The sequence below is a fragment of the Halobacillus ihumii genome (assembly GCF_902726645.1).
GTDB classification, from domain to species: Bacteria; Bacillota; Bacilli; order Bacillales; family Halobacillaceae; genus Halobacillus_A; species Halobacillus_A ihumii.
Genome location: NZ_CACVAO010000001.1, coordinates 610,394 through 625,309, shown reverse-complemented (window position 1 = coordinate 625,309; position 14,916 = coordinate 610,394). Strand labels below are relative to the sequence as shown.

General features: G+C 40.6%; 15 protein-coding genes. 12 read left to right on the top strand and 3 right to left on the bottom strand.

Going from position 1 to position 14,916, the window contains the following annotated elements; genetic code table 11:
• Positions 1-48 precede the first annotated feature (48 nt).
• Both trmB and G6R08_RS03365 read left to right on the top strand, forming a co-directional pair.
• Complete coding sequence (gene trmB / locus G6R08_RS03370; RefSeq protein ID WP_163526682.1) at positions 49-690, top strand: tRNA (guanosine(46)-N7)-methyltransferase TrmB; 642 nt, start codon at positions 49-51, stop codon at positions 688-690.
• A 68-nt stretch (positions 691-758) separates the two neighbouring features.
• The gene (locus G6R08_RS03365; RefSeq protein ID WP_163526681.1) at positions 759-1,613 is read left to right on the top strand and encodes a YtnP family quorum-quenching lactonase; all 855 of its coding nucleotides are present in this window, start codon (positions 759-761) and stop codon (positions 1,611-1,613) included.
• Between the two features lie 63 nt (positions 1,614-1,676).
• Here the strand turns inward: G6R08_RS03365 and G6R08_RS03360 are convergent, their stop codons facing one another.
• Entirely contained in the window at positions 1,677-1,994 is a 318-nt protein-coding gene (locus tag G6R08_RS03360; RefSeq protein WP_079530560.1) for a PepSY domain-containing protein, read from the bottom strand.
• Between the two features lie 149 nt (positions 1,995-2,143).
• Here G6R08_RS03360 and G6R08_RS03355 point away from each other — a divergent pair, with 149 nt between their 5' ends.
• The 3 genes from G6R08_RS03355 to G6R08_RS22220 all read left to right on the top strand — a co-directional run bounded on the left by G6R08_RS03355 (position 2,144) and on the right by G6R08_RS22220 (position 4,023).
• Positions 2,144-3,211, top strand: a complete 1,068-nt coding sequence (locus G6R08_RS03355) for a M42 family metallopeptidase (RefSeq protein ID WP_163526680.1) — start codon at positions 2,144-2,146, stop codon at positions 3,209-3,211.
• Positions 3,212-3,310: 99 nt separating this feature from the next.
• Positions 3,311-3,811 (top strand): DUF84 family protein, encoded by a 501-nt coding sequence (locus G6R08_RS03350; protein WP_163526679.1) that lies wholly within the window; start codon positions 3,311-3,313, stop codon positions 3,809-3,811.
• Between the two features lie 86 nt (positions 3,812-3,897).
• Entirely contained in the window at positions 3,898-4,023 is a 126-nt protein-coding gene (locus G6R08_RS22220) for a hypothetical protein (protein ID WP_275897920.1), read from the top strand.
• A 159-nt stretch (positions 4,024-4,182) separates the two neighbouring features.
• Here the strand turns inward: G6R08_RS22220 and G6R08_RS03345 are convergent, their stop codons facing one another.
• Positions 4,183-4,623, bottom strand: coding sequence for a YtoQ family protein (locus G6R08_RS03345; RefSeq protein ID WP_163526678.1), 441 nt, complete (start codon positions 4,621-4,623; stop codon positions 4,183-4,185).
• A 160-nt stretch (positions 4,624-4,783) separates the two neighbouring features.
• Between G6R08_RS03345 and G6R08_RS03340 the strand changes: the two genes are divergently transcribed.
• Positions 4,784-5,314, top strand: a complete 531-nt coding sequence (locus G6R08_RS03340) for a hypothetical protein (protein ID WP_163526677.1) — start codon at positions 4,784-4,786, stop codon at positions 5,312-5,314.
• 370 nt (positions 5,315-5,684) lie between these two features.
• On the opposite strand, the gene G6R08_RS03335 is transcribed toward G6R08_RS03340, so the two are convergent.
• On the bottom strand, positions 5,685-7,841 hold the full coding sequence (locus tag G6R08_RS03335; RefSeq protein WP_163526676.1) for a methyl-accepting chemotaxis protein: 2,157 nt from the start codon (positions 7,839-7,841) through the stop codon (positions 5,685-5,687).
• Between the two features lie 179 nt (positions 7,842-8,020).
• Between G6R08_RS03335 and G6R08_RS03330 the strand changes: the two genes are divergently transcribed.
• From G6R08_RS03330 to G6R08_RS03305, 6 genes are all read left to right on the top strand, one after another.
• The gene (locus G6R08_RS03330; RefSeq protein WP_163526675.1) at positions 8,021-9,040 is read left to right on the top strand and encodes a PTS sugar transporter subunit IIC; all 1,020 of its coding nucleotides are present in this window, start codon (positions 8,021-8,023) and stop codon (positions 9,038-9,040) included.
• A gap of 33 nt (positions 9,041-9,073) precedes the next feature.
• Complete coding sequence (locus tag G6R08_RS03325; protein WP_163526674.1) at positions 9,074-9,391, top strand: thioredoxin family protein; 318 nt, start codon at positions 9,074-9,076, stop codon at positions 9,389-9,391.
• Positions 9,392-9,519: 128 nt separating this feature from the next.
• Entirely contained in the window at positions 9,520-10,341 is an 822-nt protein-coding gene (locus tag G6R08_RS03320) for a DUF1444 domain-containing protein (RefSeq protein ID WP_163526673.1), read from the top strand.
• Positions 10,342-10,947, top strand: a complete 606-nt coding sequence (gene ytpR, locus G6R08_RS03315; RefSeq protein ID WP_163526672.1) for a YtpR family tRNA-binding protein — start codon at positions 10,342-10,344, stop codon at positions 10,945-10,947.
• A 161-nt stretch (positions 10,948-11,108) separates the two neighbouring features.
• On the top strand, positions 11,109-13,619 hold the full coding sequence (locus G6R08_RS03310) for a DNA translocase FtsK (RefSeq protein WP_163526671.1): 2,511 nt from the start codon (positions 11,109-11,111) through the stop codon (positions 13,617-13,619).
• A gap of 108 nt (positions 13,620-13,727) precedes the next feature.
• Positions 13,728-14,843, top strand: coding sequence for a nicotinate phosphoribosyltransferase (locus G6R08_RS03305; RefSeq protein ID WP_079530549.1), 1,116 nt, complete (start codon positions 13,728-13,730; stop codon positions 14,841-14,843).
• Positions 14,844-14,916: the final 73 nt, after the last annotated feature.

Below are 14,916 nucleotides of genomic sequence, written 5' to 3'. Positions count from 1 at the left end.
CATAATTCGTGATAAGCTTTTAACGGATAAAAGGAGGAATTTCAACCAATGCGTTTAAGACATAAACCCTGGGCAGACGATTATATGGATGACAACAGTCATATTGTAATCCGCAGCCCTTTTGAATGGAAAGACAGTTGGAATGAAGCGTTTGATAAGGATCAACCGCTTCATTTAGAAATAGGGTCAGGTAAAGGACAATTTATTGCTGGTATGGGGAAGCAGCATCCTGACACAAACTTCATTGGTATTGAGCGTGTGAAAAGTGTTATTGTAGGAGCTTTAAAGAAGGTACTAGACGCGGAAACGGAGAACGTTCGCCTGATTAATGAAGATGCTCAAGACTTGCGTGACCTTTTTGCACCGAATGAAGTCGACCATATTTATTTGAATTTCTCAGATCCTTGGCCAAAAAGCCGCCACGAAAAAAGAAGACTTACCTTCCACACATTTCTAGAGCAGTATGAAGATGTATTAAAACCTGGTGGCGAATTGACGCTTAAAACCGATAACCGTGGATTATTCGAGTACTCTCTGGCCAGTTTTTCACAATTTGGAATGGTCCTTGAAGAAGTTTCTTTGGACCTTCATGAACTTGAGGATTCCCTTAATGTTCCTACAGAATATGAAGAGAAGTTTTCAGCTAAAGGTCAGCCGATCTATCGATGTAAGGCCCGCTTTAAAGATTGATAACGTTTTCAAAATATTTCTCTCCTATGGTAGAATAGCTTCATACCAGAGTAGAGGAGGAGAAAGTTTTGGAAACAATGAAAATAGGCAGGGCCACATTAATGTGGTTAAATGGCGGAGTAACCCATTTGGATGGCGGAGCTATGTTTGGGGTCGTCCCAAAACCGCTTTGGAGTCGTAAATACCCTGTGAATGAGAAAAATCAAATTGAATTACGCACTGATCCAATTTTATTACAAGTAGACGGTAAGAATTTGATAATTGATTCGGGGATTGGCAAGGACAAGCTGACCGATAAGGAGAAGCGTAATTTCGGGGTGTTAGAAGAATCAAGTATTGAACAAAGTTTAGAAGAAGCAGGTTTAACAAAAGAAGATATTGATTTCGTATTGATGACACATTTACATTTTGATCATGCCTGCGGATTGACGTCCTGGGATAAGGAACAACTCGTGCCAACCTATCCAAATGCAAAAATCTACACGAGTGAAACGGAATGGAACGAAATGAGAAATCCAAATATGCGCTCAAAAAATACGTATTGGGAATCAAATTGGAAGCCCGTTGAATCATATGTACATACATTTGAAAATTCCTTTGAGGTTTTACCGGGCTTACGCATGGTTCATACAAGCGGTCATAGCGATGGTCATTCCATTATAATCTTTGAAGATGCCGGTGAGACATTTATTCACATGGCAGACATCATGCCGACCCACGCTCATCAGAATGTGCTTTGGGCTTTGGCTTATGATGATTTCCCTGTAACCTCTGTACACGAAAAGAAGAAGTGGATGGATTTCGGTTATGGCAAGAAAGCCTGGTACGTTTTTTACCATGATGCACAATACCGAGCGATAAAATTTGATCAAAACGGTGAAGTGATGGATCATTTGAAACGAGTTGTGCATGCATATGAATAAAAGAACACCCCGCACTGAATAATAATCAGGCGGGGAAATTCTCATATTTGAAATCGTATTTAATTAGGCAGTTGCTTCTTCTACATCGACAATTGTGCCTGTTTCTGAATCAATGAAGAACTCATATTGAGAGGTTTCTCCATCCTGGTTTTTAGAAATTCCACCACGATATACTTCATAGTTGATTCCATTTTTGTTTAACTCTTCTGGCTTCATGTAAATCCATGAACCGCTGATAGGTCCTTGCTTTTTAAATGCTTCCTTAGCAATTTTTAAAGCTTTTTCAGGAGTGACACCTTGTTTGTTTGCCACTTGTTCTTTTACAACATAACCAGCAAGTGCTCCAACACCAGCAGCTATTGCAACCTTTTTCCAATTCATAGTTCACTCACCTCAAATCTATATTCTATTTTTAGTATACTAGAATTTCCTTCTAAAAGGAAATCATAAAGATAAAAAACTGATTTGTAGAAACGTTCTTACTTTTTCGTTAAACTATAATATAGAAATAAAAAAGGAGAGTACATATCATGAATCAAGAGACACAGGATCTTTTTAAGACACTTACAGAACTCCCGGGAGCACCTGGAAATGAACATCATGTGCGAAAATTTATGAAAAGTGAGTTGGAACATTATTCAGATGAAATTATTCAGGATCGTCTAGGCGGTGTGTTCGGTGTCCGTCACGGCAAAGGGCCAAAGGTAATGGTTGCTGGACACATGGATGAAGTAGGATTTATGGTTACTCAAATTACTAAGAATGGGATGCTTCGTTTTCAGCCTTTAGGAGGCTGGTGGAATCAAGTTTTACTGGCCCAGCGTGTCCAAGTGCTGACAGACAAGGGTCCTGTTGTTGGAGTAATCGGTTCGATTCCTCCTCATAACTTAACACCTGAGCAGCGTAAAAAACCGATGGAAATGAAGAACATGCTGATTGATATCGGTGCGGATGACAAGGAGGATGCAGCGGCTATTGGCATCAAACCTGGTCAATCCATTTTGCCTATTTGCCCGTTCACACCTATGGCAAATGACAAAAAGATATTAGCTAAAGCGTGGGATAACCGATATGGATGCGGCTTGGCAATAGAATTGTTAAAAGAATTACAAGGGGAGAAGCTTTCCAATCAACTGTATTCAGGAGCGACTGTGCAGGAAGAGGTTGGATTGAGAGGGGCTCAAGCAGCTTCACAAATGATTAAGCCAGATATTTTTTATGCCCTGGATGCTTCTCCGGCTAATGATATGAGTGGAGAGGATAAAGAATTCGGTCAACTGGGAAAAGGAGCTCTTCTGCGTATTCTTGATAAGTCGATGGTGACTCACCGCGGCATGAGGGAATTCGTTTTGGATACAGCGGAAACGAATGATATCCCTTACCAATATTTTGTCTCTCAAGGGGGGACAGATGCAGGACGTGTTCACGTAACAAACAATGGTGTTCCTTCAGCTGTTGTTGGAATTTGTTCGAGGTATATCCACACTTCTTCATCGATCATTCATATCGATGACTATGAGGCCGCTAAAGAACTGATCACAGCGCTTGTGAAATCCACTGATCAAAATGCAGTTGATGCTATTAGATCAAATGTATAGTCTGTAATATAAAGCCGCACCCTGTTTCATACTTTACATGGTGCGGCTTTGTGCTATGCTAGAAACTGAAATTTTTTAATGAGGAAGGTGTCGACACCTGTGAAAATTTATATAGGTTCACTTAACCCGACAAAGATTGATTCCGTTAAGCAAATCTTTGCAGAGGATGAAGTTATTGGGGTGGAAGCACAATCAAAGGTAGCCGCCCAGCCTTTTTCAGACGAAGAAACGTTAGAAGGAGCCATTAATCGTGCGCGTGAGTGTGCAGCCCTCAAGAGAAGTGACATCGGAATTGGATTAGAAGGTGGTGTCATGGAAATAGAGGACGAATGGTACCTTTGTAATTGGGGAGCGCTTGTAGATCAAAATGAGAATGTGTATAAAGCAAGCGGGGCGCGAATACCACTGCCTGAGGAAATTAAAAACGGACTTCAGACAGGAAGAGAGCTTGGAGAGTTAATTGATATGTACACAGAAAAAACAGATGTAAGGAAACGTGAAGGTACGATCGGCGTCTTCACGAACGGTTTGGTGCAACGCGAAGAAATGTTTGGACATGTAGTCAAACTTTTGAAAGGCCAATGGTTATACGACCAATAGTTAGAAGGACATCCTTTTGCAAGGGGTGTTCTTTTTTCATCAATTTCGGCAAATGAGACAGACTACAAATAAGGAGGTTATGGTAAATGAAAAATAAATCTAAAAACAAAAGTAAAGAAGAGTTGAATGCTTTATCAAAACCTTTGGCCCGAGCAAATAAAAAGGATGAGAAAAAGATAAGAAGCGGTCCTGATCATCCATCCACTTACTAAAAAAATTAGATGTGGGCTGAGACCAAACTGAATAAAGCATAAAATAATCCGAACGATCAGTTCGGATTATTTGTGTACTAGGAAAGGATTACCGATCCGTCGGCCCCACACGACGCGGGGGCGTTCAACGTTGGCACTGGCTCCTGATTATAAAAAGGTTTATTCGTAAACATATGCTAGAACTTTTAATGCTTGTTCGATTGTTTCAACAGTAACCGTGGCTTGATTGGACAATTCTTTTAATGGATGAATCAGGGATTCTGGTCTGATTAAGATTAGTGGTTTATTTGCCTGAAGAGCAAGACCTGCATCCATCGCTGTATTCCATTGTTTGTACTCCTCGCCAAATAAGGCGATAACAGCATCTGCCTTGGAAAGTAAAACTTGAGTTCTGAAATTATTGATACTCGAAGCGGCATCATCCCGGTATTCCTTTCCTGGCTGCTGACCTAAGATGTCTTCTCCAATACTGTCAGAACGTTTATGGTTCTCCTGTGGACCAACAAATTGAATGTCCATATTCTTCCTTCTAGCCTTACCCCTCAGTTCATTGCGCCAATCGTCATGAATTTGACCAGCTAAATAAATAGTGAGTTCCATACAATCCCCCTCCTTAAACATTGATTCTACTCCTAGTATGTTGTTCAATACAGGCTGTTGTCCAGGAATTCAGCTTCGATTGGATAAATTTAACCCTTGTTAAATTAAATCGACATAGTATGATGAATTTAGACAAAACAGATACAAGGGGAGATATTGGATGTATTTGATGAAGGGGATGCTTTTCGTAGTAATGGCAATGCTCCTTGGTGGATGCAGTTTCATGCTTTCTGAAGAAGAAGCAATTAGTCAGACAAAAGAAGCCTCTTTGGAAGCGTTCGAACAAGAAAATATGGAGCCAAACTATGATGGCCAGGCGTTATCTATGTACTTGCCTGACTCAATGGAAGTTAAGCAGCAGGCTACTAATAATATAGTTATGACTGAGGGTAATGATCAAACATATATTCTTTTCTATAATGCAATGGAAACACAGGCCAGTCGTTTGAATTATAAGACGGCTTCAACCAAAGATAAAAGCTTATTGTTACAGTCTTATAAAGATAAAGATCGGTTCAGCTATGTACGCGTTTTGCCTCTGAACAAGGAGGAAGAATATGAGCTTCAAGTCAGTGTAGGCGGTGTAAAAATTACAACCTACACTGAAAAAGGTGAGCTTGCTTCAGACTCAGGGAAAATGATGGAAATTGCCAACTCTGTTCAATATTCTGGCAACCTTGTCAGAGAATAATAATAAGAGCCCGGGACAAAACTGAATTATGCATAAAATAATCCGGACAATTTCATTTGAATTTGTCCGGATTATTTGCATACCAAGAAAGGCTTCTACCATCGCTCCGTCAAAATGTTTCGCTTTCCGCGGCCCCACAGGACGTGGGGTCGTTCGGTGTTGGCACACGACGTGCCGAACTTAACCGAACATCCTCTAAAAAGTCGAGCTTCCTCGGAAAGCAAAAAGCGCTTTCCTGTGGGCTCTTCGACTCGCGCTGTTCCCGCAGGAGTCTACACATTTTGACTGTGCTCATTGTCTGCGTTTATACGATTTATTTTTTAATGTTCGTTTTTTGGAATCATTGCTTTACTTATGTCCCAGCCTCTTATTATGAAGACTTCCTCTCGTCATCGTATAATTCTTCTTCCTTCATGTTTAAATCATTTTTTTCTCCTAATTGTAATAGGTTATATTCTGGCTCAGTTTCGCTATTCTTTTCATCGGTTTCCACAAGTCGATCGTCAACGCTCACCACTTCATCCAATAAATCTTCGTCAATGTCCTTATTTTCAAGGATGGTAAATTGGCTTACCTCTGATGATAATTCTTGTGAGAGAGCTTGTAAATCTGTTGCCGCCTGATGGACTTGTTCTATGGAAGTAAGTTGATTCTCACTTGAAGCTGCTACCTCTTCAGCGGTTGCTACAGCTTCTTCTGAGATAATACTAATATCGTGAAGCTTACGTTTTACTTCTTCATTTACAGTTTCGGCACCATTCACAGCCGTATTGACTTGATTAATCTGATGATTCATATCTTGAACATACGATGAAATACGTGTAAAAGCTTCTTTTGTTTGAAGCACCGCCTTGTTTTGTGAAGTTTGATAGTCATCAAATTGAATGGCGTCCGTAGAGAGTCTGTTCATTTGCTTAGACATATTTAAGACAAGCTCATGAATCCTTCCTGCTTCTTGTTTGGATCGCTCCGACAGTTTTCTTACTTCATCTGCTACTACTGCAAACCCTCTTCCAGCTTCACCTGCACGTGCCGATTCAATAGCTGCATTAAGTGCTAATAAATCAGTACTATCTGCAATATCTTCAATCGTTCCGACAATTTTCTTTACTTCTTCCGATTGTTTAGATGCCGATTGAACTTTACTGGACATATGTGAAGCAAGTTCTATAAAGGAATTAGAGGTCTGTTCGAGTTGTGTGACTGTTTGTAATCCATCTTTTCCTTCTTTGTCTGCTTCTTGTAAGCGGTGAGTTATATCTTCCGTAGCCAGCTGTGTATCTCTGATCGCTTCTGAAACATGTTCGATCAGCTTCGTTGTTTCCTCAATTTTCTGGGCTTGATCCTGGGAACCTACAGCCACTTGATTAATAGCATCATTAACCTCATGTGCCTGTGTGGCAGATTGGTCAGAGACTAGGGTCAAATTGTCGGAAGAAGTATTGAGTACATCTGAAGCTCCTAGCACCTTCTGAACAGAACCCTCCATTTTTTCAGCCATAATATTAAATTGGTTCGCGATCTCAGCCATTTCATCTTTTGAATCTAACTGGATGCGATGAGAAAGGTCCCCATCTCCAATGATCCTTGTGCTTTTTTTGAGTGTACTGACTGATTTTGTTATAGAGCGAATTAAGATATAGCCCGTACTTAAGGTTACGAGTAAAGCAATACCACCTAGTACGAATAAGAGAATCATAATAAAGTTCTTCATTGAACTTTGTTCTGTTAAGATCTGTTCATTGATGGCTTCTGAAGAAACAATAGCCTGATTCACCAGGTTCGATATATTGACTGAGATCTCTTCGAAAGAAGCTTTTACCTTAGCAGCCTGATTATAGGTGCTATGTACGGTATTTAAGGATTGTTCATATTTAAGTAAAGTTCGATTTAAATCGGTGGCTTGTTCATCAGGTATGCTTATTGATTCCGCAACTTGTTCAAATGACTGTGAGCTTTTTTTGAAATGTGATAAATGTTCTTCTGTTGGCTGGTTTAGAAAGGCCTGTTCTCTAAGTTTCATTTGTAATAAAGCTGTTTCAAGTTCTGGTTCATTGATGGTAGTGACTAGCTCGTTAAAAGATTGATAGGAATCATTGATAAATTTATACATTCCTTCTTTTTCAGAGAACCCAAGTAATTTGAATGCATTGATCAGTGTTTCAAGTTCCTGTTCATATTGTTTGGCGCGATCAGCAATGGAAGAGAATTCCTTTGATACATTTCCATATGAATTGTATCGATCGGCGTAGGTTTGGGCATTTTCCCTGACTTGTGATATAGACCCTGTAATGGCTTCAGCCGTTTCCTTGCTTGGATTTGTAAAGAAAGCTTGTTGTGCCCTGGTAGTATCCGTCATTAAATACTTAATTTCTGTACTTGCGGTTAATGCACTTTGGATTTGTCTGCTTTCGTCAGCTATCTCTGTCTGCTTCGTAAAGAAGTATGTAGAAAATCCTATCAGAACTAGTAAGCTGATTAAAGCCAATACAACGATGAATCGAACGCGGCTTCTTAATGTTTTCATTTGATCTCCCCCCTTCTGTATGTATCGGGAATTTTTTCATAATTTTAACTAAATAGGACTAAATAATTACGAAAGGTGAATATACTAGCGAAAAGTAATAGATAGGAAAGGTAACAACATGTATTTACACGTGTTTTGTTATGATGTAAAATGTATGCGTTATAGAAAGAGGGGACTTTATGAAAAATTTCTTAGAGAAAAAAGGCGTACATATATCTGTGCACTCTTATTTGATAACGGCTTTAAGCTATATGGCCTTAGGTTTGTTTTCATCATTAATTATTGGATTGATTATTAAAACAATTGGACAGCAGATTCCTTTCTTTTCTTCATTTATAGAATTGGGCAACTTCGCTATGGATACTAAAATTTGGGGCGGGGCGATAGGGGTAGCAATTGCCTATGGATTGAAAGCACCTCCTCTTGTTATCTTTGCAGCCTTGTTTAGCGGGGCCTTTGGTGCCGATTTAGGTGGTCCAGCGGGAAGTTATATTTCTGCTTTATTTGCAACTGAAGTTGGAAAGTTAATTAGTAAAGAGACGAGAGTGGACATCATCTTAACGCCATTCGTAACGTTAACAGTAGGGTTCTTTACTGGGAAGTTTATCGGTCCGCCCATTGACCAATTCATGACGGGATTTGGGGAAATTATTAACTGGGCCACCGCCCAACAACCTTTTATAATGGGAATCATTGTGGCCGTGCTGATGGGTCTTGCTTTAACTGCACCGATCTCAAGTTTAGCTATTGCGATTATGTTATCGATTGATGGACTGGCAGCTGGCGCGGCTACCGTCGGTTGTGCGGCACAAATGATCGGGTTTGCTACGATAAGTTATCGCGACAATGGATTGGGAGGATTCATAGCTCAAGGGATTGGTACCTCGATGCTTCAGGTTGCGAATATTGTTAAAAAGCCGATCATTCTCCTGCCTCCTACCGCCGCCGGCGCCTTGCTAGCACCCGTTGCGACTGTTTGGTTAGAGTTAGAAAATAATGCCTCGGGAGCAGGGATGGGAACGAGCGGATTAGTTGGCCAAATTATGACCTTTCAGTCTATGGGGTTCTCATGGGAGATGGCTGGTACCGTCCTAATTCTTCATTTCATTGCTCCTGCTGTCATTAGTTACTTGATTGCGATATGGCTTAGAGGAAAAGGCCTGATTCAGGATGGTGACATGTTAATTGAATATGAATAGGCGTGTGCTAAAATAAGTGTTGGAGGTGTAAGAATGATTACTTTAGAATCAGATGGTCAGTTAAAGGAACTCCTAAACGAGAATAGAACTATTTTGTTATTTTCTGCTGACTGGTGTCCCGACTGTCGTGTAATTGAGCCTGTTCTTCCAGACATTGAAGAACGTTTCAAAGAGTGGACGTTTGTCTACGTTGACCGCGACAAGTTTATTCATGTCTGTGCCGAGCATGATGTCTTTGGAATTCCAAGCTTTGTAGCTTTTCATAAGGGACAAGAGGCCGGCCGCTTCGTCAGCAAAGACCGGAAAACACAACAGGAAATCGAATCATTTATTTCCAATATAAAATTGTAACAAGCTGTTAGTAGTGCAGCTTGTTTCTTTTTTGAAGCGAGCTGGCAGCACCTGAGTGTATTAGCTGCATCGTATATGCTAAAATAGATTGCGGAATCATTCTTCCATTATAGAAGGAGGAAGAGAATATGAAAATGACCAGTATTAAGATGAAGAACATTCTCCAAGAACGATTGCAGCGTGATGAATGGAAAACGGTGTACAATCGTGATAAAGATACGTTCAGAGTTGAATGGAAAGATTCAGGAAAAGGAATTACAATCACCCTCCCCAATGTGGTTTCAAAATACGAAAACCGTGGGGAAAAAGCTGTCGATGAACTGGAAGGTCATGTTCAAGAGGCATTAAGAGTCATGAATGAGACCCATGAACTTTCGGGAAAGGAACAGCATATTTACCCTGTTATACGGGCGGCTTCTTTTCCAACCGAGACAGAGAACGGCAAACAATTGGTAGTAGAAGAACATACGGCTGAAACAAGGATATATTATGCATTGGACCTCGGTAAATCCTATCAACTTATTGATAAAGATATGCTGGATAGAGAGCGTTGGACAGAAGAACGCATGAAGGAAATTGCCGGCTTTAATGTTCGTTCCCTGTCTGTTGACTTGAAAAAAGATACGGTATACGGTAACGACTTTTACTTTCAATCAGCTCAGGATGGATACGATGCCAGCAGAATATTAAATGAAGTTCTTCTAGAGAAGTTAAAAGTTGAATTTGAGGGAGAACTAGCGATTAGTATTCCTCATCAAGATGTCATCATTTTCGCAGACATTAAGAATCCGGAGGGCTATGATATTCTGGCTCAAATGGCGATGAAGTTTTTCGCGGAAGGACTTGTTCCTGTAACCTCATTATCTTTCTTGTACGAAGATAAACAGCTTGAACCAATTTTTATACTTGCTCAAAAAAGACCTAAGCAAAATAGAAAGGGCGATGAATGAATGGATGTGTTTTATAACCCGAAAGGAATAGGGGACGTTTTGCTCATTCCAGTTAATGATGGAGACCGCTTGACGACTTGTTCAAAGACTCATGGTGATATTGTAAAGATTACGAATAAACAGGATGGGTCTCTGCTTGGTTACAATATTTTTAATGCGTCCGACCATTTGTCTATAAAAGGAGAAGGTAAACTGCAACTGACAGAAGAGCTTCTTGAGCAATTGCGAACATTGTTTAATCACGAGCAGCTAGATGATTCGCTTGATTTTGATTTGTCACCGAAATTTGTAGTTGGTTATGTGGTAGAAAAAGGCCCGCATGAAAACGCGGACAAACTTAGTGTCTGCCAGGTCGATGTGGGCAGTGAAACTTTGCAAATTGTGTGTGGAGCTCCTAATATTGAACAAGGTCAGAACGTCGTCGTTGCAAAAGTCGGGGCGGTAATGCCTGGCGGTATGAGAATTAAAGATGCTGCATTGCGTGGAGTATCCTCTAGCGGGATGATTTGCTCAGCAAGAGAACTGGAACTCGAAAATGCACCACAGGAAAAAGGTATCTTAGTATTAGAGGATTACTATGAGGCCGGACAACCATTTGAATTTTAAGATAAATATGGAAGCAAAGGGAACTTAAGAACTAAGCCCTTTGCTTCTTTTTCTGCAATTGGCTCATATTTTAAACATATTGTAAACCAAAATCGGTCTAAAACCTGTTAGAATGAATATACCCTCTATCCATTATGTACATAAAGAGAGTGTGATAAAAAATGTGGAACGAATTTAAGAATAAATTTAAGGGATTATTTGATTCTGATGAGGAACGGACACAAGGACCGAAATCACAAGAACCAAAGAGAAACCATCATGAGTCAAATCCTAACACAAAAATGACCTATAAATATCCTAAATCAGGGAACTTTCGTTTCCCTGTAATACCTGATGCTTCACAACAAAGTAATCATGAGAAGCCAGCTTATAAAACACGTTCTAAAAAGCGAGAACAAGATGAAAAGCGAGAATATAATTACGAAAGTTTTGCTAAGGAAAATAAGGAGGATAAGAAAGAAAGAGAAGGTACGTACAAAAGATCATCTGAAAAGTCCAGGCAGCCCAAACCTAAACCTAAACCTAAACCTAAACTGCCGGAAACATCGTCCCAGCCATTTACACCTAGTGATGTACCTTCACCTATTTATGGGTACCAGCCCCGGGCAAATCCGGTAGTTAATGAAATGGAGACAGAATATAAAAAGCATGAGCCAAACAACTCCTCTCAATCTTTAAGTATGGAGCAAGCCAGGAGTGATGAGGCCCAGTGGCAGGCAATTCGACAAAGAATGCGCGGCAAGATCGATGAAGGTAAAAAGCGTGAAAAACGTCCTGTGTCTCTGCACAGGCAAGCGGCTAAACCTGAAGTAAGCGATACTCCAGTCCAGGAGTCTGACCAGTATAGTGACAAAGCTGAGAAGAATGAATCACCGATCAAGGAGCTGCCAAATGAAAAGAAGGAGATAAATAATACCCCAGATATTCCTTCAGAGGAGCAAACTACAAAAAATGTAAGTGAAGAAACTAAAGCAACTACAAGCAGTGAGTCTATAACACAGCAAGAGAATGAGCCCGGATCGTCAAAGGAGACTGTCGAATCTCTTCCCAAGTCAAAACCTTCAAAAGCGCCTGAACGTTCTGCGAAGCAAGGTTCACGTGTGCCATTTAATGTAGTGATGACACCTCGTGATAAACGAAGCAGAGATCAGCAAAAAAAAACTCTTTTAATGGAAAATGATGAGCAGTCTATTGCAGTTGAAGAAGACAGTGATCATGTAGAGGAGCATTATCCTGAAGCAGGTGAGAGACTGGAATATTCCACGCCGCTCCATTTGTTAAACGATCCCGTTAAGAAATCTTCAGATGATCAAACGTGGATCCATGAACAGATGGAATTGCTGGAGACCACCTTGCGTCAATTTCATGTAAAGGCGAAGGTAGTCCATGCTATGAAAGGGCCAGCAGTAACTAGGTTTGAAGTTCAGCCTGAGCCAGGTGTAAAGGTCAGTAAGATTACAAACCTAGCAGATGATATCAAGCTGAGTATGGCTGCCAGGGACATCCGAATTGAAGCACCTATTCCAGGGAAACAGGCGGTAGGAATAGAGGTTCCTAACCAGCAGGCAGAAATGGTTGGTTTACAGAAGATTTTTGAATCCGAAGCTTTTAGAAATGACTCATCTCCTCTATCTGTTGCCTTAGGTTTGGATATTGGCGGCGACTCAGTTGTGACAAATCTGAAAAAAATGCCTCATGGACTCATTGCAGGAGCAACAGGTTCTGGGAAAAGTGTATGCATAAATACCATATTAATCAGTCTGTTATACAAGGCGCATCACGAAGATGTGAAGTTTCTTTTGATTGATCCAAAAATGGTAGAACTTGCACCATATAATAATCTCCCTCATCTCGTTTCTCCGGTAATTACAGATGTGAAAGCAGCCACGACTGCTTTGAAATGGGCGGTCAAAGAGATGGAAGAGCGTTATGAAAAATTTGTAGCTGAAGGAGCAAGGGATGTTGAGCGTTATAATGAGAAGATGATCCAGCAGGGCAGAAGGTCCGAGAAGCTGCCTTACCTCGTTATTGTCATAGATGAACTGGCTGATCTTATGATGGTTTCACCGCAGGATGTGGAAGATTCTATTTGTCGAATTGCCCAAAAGGCCAGGGCATGCGGAATTCACTTATTACTAGCAACACAACGGCCATCTGTTGATGTAATCACGGGACTAATTAAAGCAAATATCCCGACCCGAATTGCTTTTAGCGTTTCTTCACAAGTAGATTCCAGAACGATTATCGATACAGGCGGGGCGGAAAAGCTGCTTGGTAAGGGAGATATGTTGTTCATAGAAAATGGTTCAGGGCGTTCTGTCCGGATCCAGGGTGCCTTCGTTTCAGACGATGAAATTGAGCGGATCACCGGATATGTGAAGAAAATAGCACCGCCAAATTACTTATTTGAGCAGGAAGAGCTGATCAAGCAGCTTTCGAACGAAGAGGAAACAGATGCTTTGTTTGAAGAAGCTGTACATTTTGTACTTGACCACAATGGCGCAAGCGCCTCTTTGCTGCAACGCCGCTTTAAAGTTGGATATAACCGAGCAGCCAGGTTGATTGATCAAATGGAGGATTATGGGATCATTTCCGAACAAAAAGGCAGTAAGCCAAGAGATATTCTCCTAAATAAGCAGCAAGTTGCCGAGCTGATGGGGAATATGGCCTAAAATCCTCTGTTCCAAACCGTGAAAGCTCTTGTTAAAAATGTATCAATTCTATATCATTATACAAAGAATGAAGGTTTAACAGATCCTAACTTTTTAAGGAGTAAAATGATGAAAGAAATTGAAAGTAAATTAAATGGCGAGATTTCTCGTTTGACAAATAAAACATTTAAATTTGATGAGCGTGTAGCTGAAGGATGGTTTTCAGCAGTTTATTTTTTAAAAACGAAAGAAATCATTGAAGAACACTTAGCAGATAACGTGGTAACGATGCAATTTTTCCAAAAAGAACATAATGCTGTATTATGCGGAACGGATGAAGCCATTGCTCTGATTCATACGTTTTCTGATCATCCTGAAGAGCTTGAAATAAGATCCTTAAAGGATGGCGATAAGATCAGCCCTTATGAAACAGTTTTGACAATCACAGGTCCTTACCAATACTTTGGCTTTTTAGAAGGTATTCTCGATGGGATCTTAGCACGGCGCACATCCGTGGCTACAAATGTATATAACGTTGTAAAAGCTGGCCGAACTTCTGGTAAGCAAAAACCGGTTATTTTCATGGGCGATCGAGACGACCATTTTACCCAGCAGGCGGGAGATGGATATTCTGCCTTTATTGGCGGTTCTACAGCACAGGCTACTCATGCTATGAATGAGTGGTGGGGGAAAGAAGGAATGGGCACGATGCCCCATGCTTTGATCCAAATGTTCAGAGGGGATGTTGTTGCAGCCAGCAAAGCCTATCAAAGTCAATTTCCTGAAGACAAGCTTATGGCATTAGTAGATTATAATAATGATGTCATTACGGACTCCCTGCGAGTTGCTCGTGAATTTGGTGATGACCTTGTAAGTGTGAGGCTGGATACCTCTCGAAATTTAGTTGATAAATATTTCCTGAGAAATCAGCATTTGATGGGAACCTTTGATCCTAGAGGTGTTAATCCAGAGCTGGTTTTCGCTCTTCGCAAAGCTCTTGATCAAGAAGGGTTTGAACATGTGAAAATTGTTGTTACCGGTGGCTTTACAGAAGATCGAATTCGCTCGTTTGAAGAATTAAACGTCCCTGTTGATATGTACGGCGTAGGCGGAAGCCTTTTGAAAATAGGAATTGGATTTACAGGGGATAACGTCAAAGTTAATGGCAGCCAAGAGGCGAAAGAAGGCAGACGTTATAAACCTAATCCTCGTCTTGAACTTGTCGATTTTATTGGAAATGAATAAGGGGTACAGCCTGTTTTCTATGAAATCCGTTGCTGAAGCTTGCTCTTTCAAGGAGTAAGCTTCATGAGGTTAG